Here is a 15,427-nt window from a genome sequence, read left to right on the forward strand (position 1 = left end):
AGGAGAAAATATTATGAAGCATCAGTCCCGTTTTACCTACAGCCTGAAAGTGCTGTTCAGCAGGAAATTAGTGGTATTTGCTGTCTGCCTTGTTGTTTTATTTGTCCTGATTGCCGTTTTCATTCCGGTTTTATCCCCTTATGATCCATATAAAACAGATATGACAAGTTCTCTGTTAAAGCCGTCTTCGGAACATTGGCTTGGTACGGATAAGCTGGGAAGGGACGTGCTGACCCGGTTGATGTATGGAACAAGGACCTCTTTATGTATTGGCGTCCTTTCGGTTTTTCTTTCAAGTATTCTGGGAGTGGCAATTGGTTTGATAAGCGGCTTCTACGGAGGTATTGTCAATACTGTTTTGTCAAGAATTGTAGATGCATTACTGGCAATTCCCAATATTATGTTTGCCATGGCGCTGAGTATAATGTTTTCCAGCGGAAGTATTTTAGGGCTTGTACTTGTACTGGGAATATCCACAGTCCCTACTTATGCAAGACTGCTGACCGCACAGGTATTACAGATAAAAAATTCTGACTTTATGACGGCGGAGAAGGTGTTGGGAATCAGTAATAAAAAGAAAATAATGTCACATCTGCTTCCTAATTGCATATCGCCGATTTTAGTGGTATTAACAGCAAATATAGGATTTACAATATTAGCAGAATCCAGCCTCAACTTTTTAGGGTTAGGGGTATCCGCTCCTGTAGCCAGCTGGGGCGGTATGGTGAGTGAAGCGTATACATTACTTTTATCAAGGCCCGTTTATGCGATGGCGCCGGGCATATGTATTATGCTGTTGGTTTTTGGTTTTAATATTTTGGGTGATGGAATCCGGGATGCAATAGATCCAAGATTAAGAGGAACATTATAGGAGGTTGCTATGGAACACTTTTGGGAAGTGAAAGATCTTTCGGTGAGCTATGAAAATTTGGATGGACTTACACAAGCTGTCGATCATGTATCCTATTATGTTGATCATGGAGAAATTGTGGGGATTGTTGGAGAAAGCGGATCCGGGAAAAGCCAGACACAGCTGGCGGCTTTGCAGCTGATTCCGACACCGCCGGGGAAAATTGATAATGGAGAGGTGCTGCTTAATGGAAGGAATATATTAAGTTCAAAACCAAACAGCAGCGAGATGAGAAAAATTCGGGGCGGACGTGTCGGGATGATTTTTCAGGAACCAATGACATCGCTTAATCCGGTTAAAACAGTAGGATTTCAGATTATAGAAGCAATTCTTCTGCATTCTGATACTGATAAAAAGAAGGCGGAAGAGAAAGCCGTCGAATTAATGGAAAAAGTCGGCATTGCTGATGCGAAAACACGTTTATATGACTATCCGCACCAGTTTTCCGGCGGTATGAGACAGAGGATTATGATAGCCATAGCCCTGGCGGGGAATCCGGATATGATCATTGCGGACGAACCAACAACAGCGTTGGACGTTACGACGCAGGCACAAATACTGGATCTGCTCAAAACGCTTGCAAAAGAAAAAAATACAGCATTATTGATGATTACCCATAATCTGGGAATTGTAGCCAGATATGCAGAACGGATATACGTTATGTATGCCGGGAATATTGTGGAAGCCGGAACCACAATGGAAATATTCCATGAGCCGTCGCATCCATATACCAGAGGGTTATTGAGAGCAGTCCCCAGACTGGACGATGATAAAAACCGTTTGATTCCAATTGACGGAAATCCTCCGACGCCAACAAACAGGAAAGAAGGCTGTCAGTTTATCGACAGGTGCAGATATGCATGTGAGAAATGTTATGGAAAAGCTATGCCGGCTTTAAGACAGGAAAGTGAAACACATTTTATTGCCTGCTATTTGAGCAAAGAAGAACTGGATGAAAAAGAAAAAAGCTGGGAAACAGAAAAATCGGTACATAAATCTTTGCCGGGGGATGAAGTGGTGCTGGAGGCAAAGGATATTGATGTATCTTTTCCTGTAAAGGGAGGCTTTTTCAAGAAAAAAAGCGGAAATCTCAATGTATTGCATCATGTAAATTTTCAATTATATAAAGGTGAAACATTGGGGCTGGTTGGCGAATCCGGCTGCGGAAAGACAACAACGGCAAAGGCGGTTTTAAAATTATTGGATGAAACAGTGGGGAAGGTCTATCTTAATGGTGAAGAAATACTGGGTGTACCTGAGCGTTTGTTCCGGAAGGAAAGAAGAAAAATACAGATGATATTCCAGGACCCCTCCAGTTCTCTTGACCCCAGGAAATCGGCAGAAGAGCTTGTAGGGGAACCGCTGTTTCCATATGGCCTGGTGAAGAGCAAAGAAGAGTATGATAACAGGGTGGATGAACTGTTTAAGCTGGTCGGTTTGGAGCCTGCACTCAAAACCAGGTACGCCCATGAATTCTCCGGAGGGCAGAGACAACGTATTGGGATTGCCAGAGCTTTGGCCTGTGAACCGGAAATCATTATTTGTGATGAACCGATATCCGCGTTAGATGTTTCAATACAGGCGCAGATTATTAATCTATTGGAAGATTTGCAGGAAAAGCTGGGACTTTCCTATTTATTTGTGGCGCATGACTTATCGGTGGTCAAGCATATCAGTCATCGGGTGGCGGTGATGTATTTGGGGGTAATTGTAGAATTAACCAGCAGCAGTGATTTATATAAAAATCCATTACACCCTTATACAAAAGCGTTGCTGCGTTCAGTTCCAATACCGGATCCTGTTCTTCAGGAGGGAGAGAAGAACTATGAACTGAGAGGTGAAGTCCCGAGTATTGTAAAGAGGCCCGAAGGCTGTCCGTTCAGTAACCGCTGTGAGCTGGCAACGGAAAAATGCAGACAGCAGATCCCGGATTTCCAGGAAGTTGAAAAGGGACATTTTGTAGCATGCTTTGCTGTAAAAAAGTCCTGTTAAATTGGAGCCTTGCAGGAGCAGGCGGAAAGGAAGTAAAATGGCGGTTTGTAAAATAAAGGATATAGAGCTTGAATATGAAGAATACGGAACAGGAGAAAGATATTTACTTTGCTGCCAGCAAAGCCATTCAAAAGTGGTAAACTGGACAATTGATCTTGCTGAGAAGGCAGGTTTCCATGTGTACGATATTGTAATTCGCGGATTTGGAAGGTCAACACATATTACGGAAGATTTGGGAGATACATGGTATGATATGTGGGCACAGGATGCCTGTGATTTCGCAGATGCAATGGGAATAGACAAGTTTTTTTATTCGGGAGTATCCCATGGCGCGGGAATAGGATGGCATATTTGCGTAAATCATCAGGAAAGAGTCAGGGCCTTTTTTTCTATTGTGGGAGGACCTCATAGTAAGGATGGACAGGAAACAGGTTCTGCACGTATGAAAACCATAATGGCAGCAAAGACAGAAGAAACATGGAAAGCACATTGCGACGCCTGTGACGCTGATTTTTCAAGAGAACGTCCGGAAGGGATGAGCGAAGAGCTTTGGGAACTGAAACTGCGGTTCCATGAGGAACAAATCGAAAACATGCGGAATATGTCTTTGGAAGAAGCACGTTTGAATCCGCGAAAACCTTTTCCGAAGCAAAAAACAGAAGAAGAGTTAATTGCGGTTTTAAGCCAGGTTAAGATTCCTGTGCTGATGATGGGCGGTATGCACGATCCCATCTGTCTGCCTGAAAATCTGGTACGTTCATGTAAAGCGGTTACAGGTTCTAAAATGATTATATATGAAGATGCAACTCATGGGCTGGATATGGAACATAAAGATGAGGTCGTCAGGGATATTGTCCGTTTTTGTGAAGATCGCGGGTTATAATAAGGATTGTGGTGTGAGGAAGATATGGGAAGTGCAGGGATAAAAGAAATTGTCACTAAAAGAGGAACTTACATAGGAAGAGCAGAGAAGGAGACAGGAACCTGTTCCTTTCTGGGAATTCCATATGGTACAGCCGCGCGGTGGGAAAGAGCAGCCGACGTGAAAACAACACCGGAAGTTAAAATCAACGCATGCAGTTACGGGCCTTCCCCCTGGCAGGACATTGTACAGGAGGACTATGGGATTCCCGTCGAAATGAATGAGGAATGTCTGAACCTGAATCTGTTTGGCAGGGATTTGGAACAAACCGGAAAAACAGTAATGGTTTGGATCTATGGAGGGGCCCAGGTAGCCGGAAATAATATTGGCTGCAAAACAGGTTCCGGAGAAGCGCTGTTTGACGGGAAGAAGATAGTGGAAAATAATTCTGATATCCTGGTCGTGGTTCCCAATTACAGGGTTGGAATCTGGGGTTCTGTAAATCTTTCCACATTGAACGGTTTTACAGAACGTTATCAATTCAGTAATAATCTTGCGAGACTGGATATTGTACAGTGCCTGAAGTGGATCCATGAAAATATTGAAGCCTTTGGCGGTGATAAAAACAAGGTAACATTATTTGGGCAGTCAGCTGGCTCTGCCAATATAAGCAGCCTGCTTCTGATGCCGGAGGCCAGAGGACTATTTAAAAGGGTTATCTGTGAAAGTTCGTTCGCTATGGATTTGAGTCTGACCTCATATCAGGATAGTATTACGATATCTGATGAATTTTTCAAACGCCTTCATGTGAAATCTGTGGAAGAGGCTGAAAGGCTGGAAGCGAAGACCTTATTGAGAGTGCAGAATGAGATTATAAAGCATTCTATGGGGGGAACACCGATATTTTCAGGCGTAAATTCAAAGCTTTTTTCCCCTGTTATTGATAATGCTGTAATCCCGGAAAATTATTGGGATTACTTCATACAGACCGGATGCTGCGGAATAGATTTCCTTGGAGGGACAAATGAGGGGGAATATGACCAGCAGTTTGAAAGATTTAAAGAACCCGGTAAATGGGCCGAAGCGAAACAAATGTTATTGGACCATTGTAAAGCAAAACTTGATCCGTTACATGGAGGAAGGGAGGATATTATATCTTTATATGCAGAAAATGAAAAAATGGCGAGGACAGATTTCGATGCATACAGAGATTTAAAAAATGATATTTATCTGCGGATGGGGGCTTTAAGCTATGGAATGATATTTGCAGAACAAGGCTCTTCTTCCTATCTTTATTATCTTGCTTTACAGGGTACGGGCGGGGGGAAGAATACAAGATGCCCGCATGGAGCAGAAATCCCCATATTATTTATGAAAGACAGTACTGTTGATGAAGAATGCCAAAGGCAGATACGTAATGCATGGTATAACTTTGCCCGTTCAGGAAATCCCAATGGAGAAGATAATAAAAATTTTTGGAAGCAGGTTGGAAATGGTACTCTGAATACGATGAAGATAGGAAAAGCTTTTGTTATGACATCCGGAGTCCGGCTTAGGGATGCATCGTTGCTGCTCCCTCTTATAAAGGAATATCAGGAATGTCCTGCGTTTAAAAAAATATGTAAAAGGTTTATTAAGATCAATTGAGGGGGAAGAAATCTAAAACAGCTTAAGTGAGGGAAATATGAGAAAAAAGGAAAAGGTTCTTTTTAACAGAAATTATAATATGATGATGCTGGTTGGATTATTAATTGCATTCGGCTACAGTATGATTTCAACCCTGATTTCTTCTTATGCAGTGGAAATAGGCGCATCTTTAACTATAGCAGGTACGGCAGCAGGAATATATTCGATATCAGCATTATTGGTACGCCCCTTCAGCGGTATAGCGGCAGACAGGGTAAACAGGAAATATATGTGCCTTTTGGCTACATCTGTAATATGTTTTGTTATGCTTGGTTATGGTCTGGCGGCAAATATTGGCGCTCTGATGATTATCAGGATTATTCACGGCGCGGCCTTTGGTATCAGCGGAACTGCCAATATGTCTTTAATCAGCGAATATATACCTGAAGAAAGGATGGGAGAGGGATTAGGATATTATGGTATGGGGCAGGTGCTTTCACAGGTTTGCGGCCCCAGCCTTGGGGTGGCGATAAAGAACCGTTTTGGATATCATACGTTATTTTACTGTATTTGTTTCCTTACTCTTATTGCAGTAGCTGTTCTTTTGCTTCTGAAGTATGCGCCGGCGCAATATAGTACGGAAAAGAAAGAAAAAATTTCCGTTCAAAATCTCATTGCCAGGGATTGTCTTATATATGCCCTGGTTGCAGGCATGTTCTCCATGTGTAACGGTGTTGTAAATTCTTTTTTGCAGCTTCTTGGAACGAGCAGGAATATTTCCGGAATTCCATTATTCTTTTCTGTGAATGCCATTATATTATTTGTTCTCAGGCTTTTTATGGGGAAGGTGGTGGACAAGAGCGGATTAACAGGCGTAGTAAACTTTTCGCTTATTGCAGGCGCGGTTTCCATGGCGCTGCTGGGGGCCGCTTATGGAATGCCGCTTATCATATTGTCGGCGGTGCTTAAAGCATTCAGCCAGGGAGGCGGTCAGATATCCCTTCAGACAGCATGTATCAAAAAAGCGGGTCCGGCAAGAGTTGGTATTGCCACAAGCACCTATTATATTGGGGCAGACATCGGTCAGGGAATAGGACCTATAGTTTGCGGTAAAATTGCGGAAAACACTAATTATGAGATTATGTTTTATGTAACAGGGATAATAATGATCGCTTCATTGGTAATTTTTAATATGTATCAAAAACGGGAAGGGAAAAGAGTTATAGCGGATTTGGCGCATTGATATTGGATAATAATTGTATTATAATAATCAATATCAGGAAAAGCGTTGAAATCAGTACGATAAATTAAGGAGAAGTGTGATTGCTGTTTTTTGGTTTAATCATACATATGGCGGATGAAGAAAAAAAATGAGACTGTTCAAATCAAGCAGATTGCTGAAAGATTAAATATATCACCTTCCACAGTTTCTGTTGTATTGAGCGGTAAAGGCGATGAAATGAGGATTTCTAAAGCAACACAGGAAATTGTGCAGAAGATGGCGCAGGAAATGAATTATCATCCTAATGTGTATGCGAGACGGTTACGGAATGCAGATACGCAAAAATCTCATTTTGTCATCGCAATTTTTATGAACATCCGTACCACAGGGGAGAGAATAGCCGGTATCAATGAAGGATTATGGGCAGCTGAAAAAAATAAGAAATATGTGCTTGATTATATTCTGGAATTTTTTGAATATGATAATCTTTCAGAATGCGACAGTGTAATCAGCTCCAGCATGTATAATGGCGCTCTTGTAGTCGGTACATCTGAGAAGGATATTGATTACCTGAATAATAAGCAATTGGATTTGCCTGTGGTAGTTATGAATGTGCCGGGTGAAGGCTTCAGCAGTGTATATGTGGACGAATATCAGGTTGGAAGGGAGTGTGCAAAGCTATTTCAGAAAGCTGCTATTTCCACAGCAGGAATTATTACGCAAATTTATAAAGGGCGAGGCCCTGGAATGAGGCAATTAGGATTCCTGCAGGCTTGTAAAGAATACGAAATCCGGGTTGAAGAAAATTGGAAAATAGATACGCAGGAACGCACCTTTGATTGCGGCAGAACGGCGATGAAACAGCTGCTGAGTCAGCAGGAAATTCCGCAGGCAGTGTTTATTATGTCGGATAAAATTGCGATTGGAGCTGTTTATACTCTTAATGAAGAAAATTTATCGGTTCCAGAGGATCTGAGTATAATCTGTTACGGAGATAATGAGTTGCTGAACATCATGAAGCCTACAATTAGCTGTATTCGATTTTCTGTTAATGATATGATTGAAGACGCTATATCGTTATTGATTGCAATGTTTGAAAATAATATTAAGGAGCCGATGGCAAAAATAAAGACGGCAGACTTTGTGTTCAGGGAGAGTTTTCCCAATCCGGAAAAATGTGACTAAAATAATAGAGTATTATAAAAAGAGAAGCACTGTATTTTTTGTAAACACAGTACTTCTCTTTTTATATATGTTGGCTTGCAATATAATATTTAGCAAAAAAATAAATTTAGCTTAATTGTGCCTTGAAAGATACAATATATTAATAGTATAATGAATTTAGAAATATTAGTTTATATAGATAAATGAAAGCAAAAATGAATATATACAACTTTGGTTTATTTAGCTGTTTTTAAATAAATTTAGCAAATATTTTAATGAGTCATTCTTAGGAGAAAACTTGTGAAAATTAAAAAGCAAATAGGAACATTGCGTTTTCGGTTGCTAATTATAACTATTATATCAATAACAATGCTTTTTATATTGATGATTATTTCCGGATTATCCTTTATTTATGAGATAAGGGATGAATTTTTTGAAACAAATAATTATGTAGTTGAGACTTTCTCTGATAAATTTGAGGTTGAGTTAAATGTATTGGACTCCTATGTCGAAAGCCTATATGCCGAAAATAATAGTTTTCATATACTAACGCATCAGCTTGGAATGTTAAATAGAATTAACTGGGAGTATTATTTAAAGAATGCAATGCAAAGTAAAGCTGATTCTATCAATGAATATGGTGGGGTTTTTTATTATGATGGTACAAGAAATGCTCTCCGCAGCTGCTATAGTGGGAACTACAGTACCCCAGAGATGTATTCGATAAATCATGAACTGCGTGGATGGCTGTATGAAAGACGAGAAACATTTTATTCAGGGATTGAATCGTTTGATAATAAGAAATTTTTATTGACAATACGCGGAAATGGTACATATTGTGTCGGTTATTTCCTCGAATTAAACAGGTTTTATGAAAATGAGGTTTTACATGAAGATTCGGATATCCAGTTAATTCTCGTTGATAAGGATTCAAATTATTTATGCGATATTGGTGAGAAAATTATAGAGGAAGATCAGATTTTGGAAGCTATGCAGCGTACCCGACTGAATGGATACAGATATCTGCTTGTATCTTCACATATTGGCGGCAGGAATATACGGCTAGTAATGATAAGGCCATATCTTATATACATGAGGTTTTGGCAAAAATGGTACTTCTGGATATCGGTTATTGCAATAACTGTAATAAATGTCATAATTGCATTTGGCTACAATGCTTTTGCTAAAAAGGTGGTACTGGTGCCGATAAATAAATTAGTACAAAAAGTAAATAATCTGGAAAAAAAAGATATACCCCATCAGAAAGAAACCTATAGTAAAGTACAAGAGTTTCGTGAGATAGAAATCCAAATAGATGAACTGATAAGGCGTATCTATAATCTACAGTATGAAATTTTTAAGGTGGAGTCAGAAAAGCAGCAGGTGGAGCTGCAGAGTTACCAAATTTGCCTAAAACCTCATTTTTTCTTAAATTGTCTTAAAAGTATTGACGCCTTGTACCAGAATAACAGTCCTTCTCTGGACGTTTTTCTGCGCGTGCTTTCAGATTATATGCGAAAGAGGCTTTCCTATTTGTCGGCTACGGTTTCTCTTGCAGAGGAAGAAGAGATGATACAAGATTATTATTCTCTTATGTCGATTCTGCACCAGACACCGGTATTATTGGAAAAAGAAATTGCCGAAAATACAAAAAGCAGTCTTATTCCAGTTTTTGCACTTCAGACATTTGTTGAAAATTCCTATAAATATGCGCAGATTAACGGAAAAATCTTGGATATTAAAATAAGAACTTCTTTTATAAGTGTTGATGGAAAGAATATTCTATTACTGGTGGTCAGCGATAATGGAAAAGGGTATAGTGATAAAATGATAGCTGCAGTAAATCAACCGCTTTGCGCGCCGGTAATCAGCAAAGAGCATATAGGAATAGACAATCTGCGTAGCCGCTTATGGCTTTTGTATGGGGAGAAGGCAAAAGTAATTTTATATAATGGAGTATCTGGGGGCGCAGTCGCTGAGGTTTATATCGAGCAGGAATGTGCGGACACAAAGAATAGCGAAGAAGGCAGGAGGGGATAAAAGTGAAAATACTGGCAGTTGATGATCAGAAAATAGTTCTGGATTTGATTCGCAGTCAGGTGGATTGTCAGGTACTGGGAATTGACGAACTGGATATTGTTACAAGCGCCGATGCTGCCCGAGAAAAGTATAGAGAATATAAATATGAAATAATGCTATGTGACATAGAAATGCCTGCGGAGGATGGGCTGAGTCTGGCAAAGTGGGTGAATGAATTTTCTTCAGATACTAAAATTATATTTCTGACATCCCATGCCGATTTTAATTATGTAAAAGAAGCTATTTCCATTCATGGTTTTGAGTATTTGCTTCAGCCAGTTTCGAAAGATGATCTGGAACGGGTATTACAAAATGCTATAATTGAATATCATCTGCAGGAAAAAAAACGAATGTTGGAAAAGAAGGGAAGCTTTTATCAGTCAAGAGAAGAAGAGGTTTTGAGAAGAGGTGTTCTGTCATGGCTGCTGTCGGAAAATGAGGACGAAATGTTTCTGAAAAATTTGATGGACTTTTGTGAGATCGGCAGTTGCGATAATTTAGTTATGGTGCCTTTTACGGTACTTATTACTAAGAGAATGGTATCATCTAAAAGAATGGAGCGAGCTTTGCAACGTTTTATTTTGGAAAATATTATGAATGAACAGCTATACTCAATTCAGGGAAAATGTGTGTTAATGATAAAAAATGATGAGGAATATGCAGGAATACTTTTTCTGACGGACTATAGTCATGGATTGGAAAAAAGGAAGCAACTATATGATAAAATAAGTATAATACAAAAAAACTGCGATATGCTTTTGGGTATAGAAAGTTTATATTGTTTTGGAAAAGAGGTAGTTAAAAGGGAAGTAAAGTCGGCATACCAAAGTTTACAAAAGTATATTTCTCATTATGTACCTAAAGGAGAAAAAGTGATGTGGGAGACCGATGAAGGTTCTCCAATGGTGAAAGAGTATTCGTTTGAGGATGAGGCGAAACTATGGCACGAAATGTTGACCATGCACGAATATAATCAATTTTGCTACTCCATATGGAATATGTTGGATAAAAATAAAGAACAGATAAATGTTTATTTTATGATACCTTTTCACCAGGCATTTAGCAGGACTCTATTAAGATATCTGATAGAATGCAATATTCCTTCACAGGAGATATTTAAAGAGCCGTGGGATTACTCCACGTATATGAATTCTTATAGCAATGTAGAGAAATTTAGAGAAATGGTACATTATATCGCAGGAGTGCTCGCTCAAAAGTCAGATGAATGTGAAGATGTTATTGATATTGTTGTAAAATACATTAAGGAACATGTTGATGAACCGATGTCTGTAAGCGAGATTGCTGATTATGTATGCAGGACTCCTGAAAGTTTGACAAAGCTATTTAGAAAGCGTACGGGATATTCGATAAAGGAAGCAATAGTCCATGAAAAGATGGAGATGGCAAAAATGCTTCTGACGAAAACGGAGATGACAGTAACTTTAATAGCGGATCATGTAGGATATGAGAATTACAATACATTCATCAGAACTTTTAAGGCAGTAGAAAAGTGCACTCCATTAGAATATAGAAATAATTCATAAACTGAATCAAGGATGAGGCATAGGATTTTTCCTATGCCTTTTTTGGCAGAAAGTGTAAGTGTTTTGGATAGAAAAAGGCTATTTCTTTTTTCTTGTTCCCAATATAATCAAAGAAAAGATGTTAAATCTTATCTAAGGTCTTGAAAGGAGAAAATTATGAGAAGGGGATTAAGGTTACTGTTAGTGACTGTGATGGTCTGTACACTGCTTACAGGGTGTGGGAATGTTGAAACTGCAGCTTTAGAAACGATGTCAAAGAGTGAGACAGAGACCGAGAAAGCTGAAAATAAAACAGATACGTCAGATTGGCCGACTGTTACCTTGGGAATTTGTCCATTACAGGAAGTTACGGACCTTCAAATGGTTAATGATGCGTTAAATGGGTATCTGGAATCTATTAATGCAGGAGTTTATGCTGATATTTTGTGTCTGGAGGCCGGAAATCTGTCAACAACACTGACATTGATGCTGTCTTCTACGGAACAGCCCATAGATTTGTTTACCAATTTATTCTATGGCACATTAAATGATATTATTGCAAATGATCAGTGCGTTCCTCTTGATGATTATCTCAAAGAGTACCCGGAAGTAATTGATGTAATTGGGGAAAAGTTTCTTCCATTTGGTCGGATGAAAGGTATTCAATATGGTTTGCCAATTGTAAATGCATATGCATCACTGAATACTTATGCTCTTCGCCGTGATATTGCAGAAACCATTGGTGCAGACGATTTGGATGGGAAAAAGATTACTTTTGACGACTTGACAGAAATTCTGATAGACGCAAAAGAGGCTTATCCAGAGTTGTGTTTTTTTACAGATGCAGGAGTCAGTCTGGGGATTGGCATTGATACACTTGGAGATAACTCATATGAAGGTGTTCTATTAAACAGAGGAGTAGATACGAATGAAATCGTAAATTATTTTGAAACAGATGAGTTCAATAGATATCTGGATTATACCAAGAAATGGTCGGAGGCCGGGCTGTTTGCGGATGATCCGCTGAATAATTCCAATACAATTGCCGGAATGCTGAATAACGGACTCGCCGGAGGTGAATTCTTCGGTGCATATAGTGTAGAAGCTGCCAGATCCGGCATGAATACGTACGGGGATTTTGTTATTTACCAAATCAATGATGCTATTGCAAATGCTTCTTCTGGTGGCAGTGCCTATTTTATCTCTTCTGTAAGCCAGCATCCAGATGCCGCTATGAAAATGCTCGCTCTGTTATATACGGATCCTGTAGTTGCCACATACGTTGCGCAGGGCATTGAAGGTATTCATTATGTGGTAGATGATAATGGTTGCTCGTGGTATCCGGAAGGAAAAGATTTATCTAATGTTAATTGGTGCGCCGGAACTTTCTTTTATTTTCCCAATGGGACTCTTACCTATCCGTTTGAGACAGACAATGCTGATTATTATAAAGGTATGAATAAAAGTAATGCTGAATGTGAAATTACAGAGGGATTAGGATTTGTATTTGATAATAGTAGTGTCTATGATGAATATTCGGCAGTCGCGAATGTAGTAACAGAGTATTTGAAAGCTATTATTTATCATCAGGTGGATGTGAATGAGTATTTACCAAAATTCAGACAGGAATTGAAAGCTGCGGGTATTGAGACAGTTATTGCAGAGAAGCAGGCACAGTATGATGCTTTTCTGGCAGATAAATAAGATGATTTGGGAGGAGAAAAGATATGTTTATGAAATGTGAATTTCCTTCTCAGGCTCTAGGGTATCCTGCAAGTGTGGATATTTTGCTTCCTGACGGCCTGACAGGAGAGAAATATCCGGTTCTTTATCTATTGCATGGCGGTGATGGAACACCATGGATACGTCACACGGCGATAGAACGTTATGCACAAAAAGCCAGAATAGCAGTGGTTATGCCTTTTTCCAGAAATACATGCTGGCGGAAAGCAGAGATAACCTATCCGGGGATGGCTTGGGAAAAACCTAAGGTTGAAGACTTTGAGACTTTTATGATGTCTGAATTAAATGATATTGTCACAGGCTATTTTCCTGTTTCGTCCAATACAGAAGATACATATATTGCGGGACTGTCATTAGGCGGATATGGTGCTGCATATTATGGTGTTACTTATCCAAAACATTTTGCGGAAGTTGGAATATTTTCGGGCTATTTGTTTAATCAGAAAATGTTTCAGGCAGACAGAATAACTCTGTCCCATGATGAATTGGCAGCAAATCTGATACCGGATTTGGTTGAACCGGTGAAAGCGGCCGGCTCACGCCAAGAACGCCTTCCAAAGTTTTTTATGATGAATGGAACGGAGGATGTGTGCGAATTTTCGCTGCTGTATGCAGAACTTTTGCAGGAGAATGGCGCTGAAGTAATTACAGATTTTGATACGTATGAACTGGGTCATGAGTGGGACATGTGGGAAATATGCATCAGGGAGTTTTTAAAGGATATTACCATTGAAAGGCAAAAAAGGAAGAGATAAGTTATGAAAAAAATAATTGGTTTATTTTTGGCAGTTGCGATGAGCGGATTGCTTCTGGCAGGCTGCGTTGCTCCTGCAGCGGAGAAAAATAGCAATGACGGGGAAAAAGTATCTATAGCGGAAATGGAGGGAACGATAACTGATTCATTAAAGTGGCCGACGGTAACGTTTGCAATTCTTCCTACACAGGAAATTACGGATGTTGATTTGGTAGTGGATAAGCTTAATGAGTATTTGGTATCCATTGATGCAGGTGTTCTGGCGGACATAGTGCCTATTGAGTTTGGTAATTTAAGTACAACAATGACATTGATGCTGTCATCTTCGGATACACCTATTGATATTTTTACAAATATGTTTTATTCAACTATGATTGATGTAGTTAATAATGAACAGTGTATTCCACTAGATGATTATATTAAGAAATATCCGGAAATAGTGAATGTTATAGGTGAAGAATATCTTCCCTTTGCACAGATAAGCGGAATACAGTACGGACTTCCAGTAGTTGGTGCATACTCAGGATTTTCAGGATATGCGTTAAGAGAAGATATAGCGAATGAAATTGGAGTGGCTGACAGAGATGGGGAAGTACTGACATATGATGAATTGACGGAAATTTTGCTGAAAGCCAAAGAAGCACATCCGGAAATGTGTTTTATCATCAATTCAGTAACCGGATGTAATACGAATATCGATACAATGGGAGACAGCACGCTTCAGGGAGTTTTGTTGAATCGCGGGCTGGATACATCAGAGGTGGTAAATTATTATGAGTCTGAAGAGTTTTTATCATATCTTCGTTATACAAAAAAGTGGAAGGATGCAGGGTTATTTCTGGAAGATCCTCTGAACCAGACCATTGATAATTCTTATTTAAAAACAGGAGTGGCAGGCGGAGAATTTTTTGGAGGTTACAGTATTGAAGATGCCAAGACCAGTATAAGTACTTATGGATATGAATTTACAATGTTTAAGCTGAATGAACCGCTTGTGAATGCATCATCCAGTTCAAGTGCTTATTTTATCTCTTCCGTCTGCAAGAATCCGGATGCTGCAATGAAAATGCTTGCATTGCTGTATACGGATCCAGTGGTGGCAACATATGTTGCTCAGGGAATTAAAGATATTCATTATGTATTAGATGAAAATGGCTGTTCGTGGTATCCGGCAGGGAAAGAACTGACTACGGTGAACTGGTGTGCAGGATCACAATTTTATTTTCCGAACAAAACTTTAACTTATCCGTTCGAAACCTCAAATCCGAATTATTATAAGGATATGATTAAGAGCAATCAGGACTGCCAGGTGACAGATGCGGTGGGTTTTGTATTTGACAGCAGTGAAGTTTATGATGAATATTCTGCGGTCTCCACAGTAATCGATGAATATTTGAAAGCGTTGGTTTATGCCGAAATAGATTATGAAAGCTATCTGCCTGAGTTCCAGCAAGAATTAAGGGATGCTGGTATAGAAAAGGTGATAGATGCAAAGCAGGAACAGCTGAATAAATTTCTTGAAAGCAAATAAATCAGAGGGCCGGAGAAAGGA

General features: G+C 39.4%; 11 protein-coding genes. All 11 read left to right on the top strand.

Going from position 1 to position 15,427, the window contains the following annotated elements:
• Window positions 1-13: 13 nt before the first annotated feature.
• The 11 genes from HMPREF1548_RS18335 (at window position 14) to HMPREF1548_RS18385 (ending at window position 15,406) form a co-directional block, all read left to right on the top strand.
• Window positions 14-871 carry an ABC transporter permease gene (locus HMPREF1548_RS18335; protein ID WP_035322807.1) on the top strand — a complete coding sequence of 286 codons (858 nt, stop codon included), beginning with the start codon at window positions 14-16 and terminating at the stop codon, window positions 869-871.
• Between the two features lie 9 nt (window positions 872-880).
• A complete protein-coding gene (locus HMPREF1548_RS18340; RefSeq protein WP_021637932.1) occupies window positions 881-2,902 on the top strand; it encodes an ABC transporter ATP-binding protein in 2,022 nt (673 codons plus the stop codon).
• A 37-nt stretch (window positions 2,903-2,939) separates the two neighbouring features.
• Window positions 2,940-3,785, top strand: a complete 846-nt coding sequence (locus HMPREF1548_RS18345) for an alpha/beta fold hydrolase (protein ID WP_021637933.1) — start codon at window positions 2,940-2,942, stop codon at window positions 3,783-3,785.
• A gap of 24 nt (window positions 3,786-3,809) precedes the next feature.
• Window positions 3,810-5,411: a carboxylesterase family protein gene (locus HMPREF1548_RS18350; protein ID WP_021637934.1), complete on the top strand. Its 1,602-nt coding sequence runs from the start codon at window positions 3,810-3,812 to the stop codon at window positions 5,409-5,411.
• Window positions 5,412-5,448: 37 nt separating this feature from the next.
• The gene (locus tag HMPREF1548_RS18355; protein WP_021637935.1) at window positions 5,449-6,633 is read left to right on the top strand and encodes an MFS transporter; all 1,185 of its coding nucleotides are present in this window, start codon (window positions 5,449-5,451) and stop codon (window positions 6,631-6,633) included.
• A gap of 114 nt (window positions 6,634-6,747) precedes the next feature.
• Window positions 6,748-7,797, top strand: coding sequence for a LacI family DNA-binding transcriptional regulator (locus HMPREF1548_RS18360; protein ID WP_021637936.1), 1,050 nt, complete (start codon window positions 6,748-6,750; stop codon window positions 7,795-7,797).
• Window positions 7,798-8,076: 279 nt separating this feature from the next.
• Window positions 8,077-9,816 carry a sensor histidine kinase gene (locus HMPREF1548_RS18365; RefSeq protein ID WP_035322811.1) on the top strand — a complete coding sequence of 580 codons (1,740 nt, stop codon included), beginning with the start codon at window positions 8,077-8,079 and terminating at the stop codon, window positions 9,814-9,816.
• 2 nt (window positions 9,817-9,818) lie between these two features.
• On the top strand, window positions 9,819-11,399 hold the full coding sequence (locus tag HMPREF1548_RS18370) for a response regulator transcription factor (RefSeq protein ID WP_021637939.1): 1,581 nt from the start codon (window positions 9,819-9,821) through the stop codon (window positions 11,397-11,399).
• 156 nt (window positions 11,400-11,555) lie between these two features.
• On the top strand, window positions 11,556-13,082 hold the full coding sequence (locus tag HMPREF1548_RS18375; protein ID WP_083493016.1) for an ABC transporter substrate-binding protein: 1,527 nt from the start codon (window positions 11,556-11,558) through the stop codon (window positions 13,080-13,082).
• Window positions 13,083-13,111: 29 nt separating this feature from the next.
• On the top strand, window positions 13,112-13,876 hold the full coding sequence (locus tag HMPREF1548_RS18380; protein ID WP_198168651.1) for an alpha/beta hydrolase: 765 nt from the start codon (window positions 13,112-13,114) through the stop codon (window positions 13,874-13,876).
• Between the two features lie 3 nt (window positions 13,877-13,879).
• Entirely contained in the window at window positions 13,880-15,406 is a 1,527-nt protein-coding gene (locus HMPREF1548_RS18385; RefSeq protein WP_021637942.1) for an ABC transporter substrate-binding protein, read from the top strand.
• The last annotated feature ends 21 nt before the right edge of the window (window positions 15,407-15,427 follow it).

The sequence above is a fragment of the Clostridium sp. KLE 1755 genome (assembly GCF_000466465.2).
Taxonomy (GTDB): Bacteria; Bacillota; Clostridia; order Lachnospirales; family Lachnospiraceae; genus Eisenbergiella; species Eisenbergiella porci.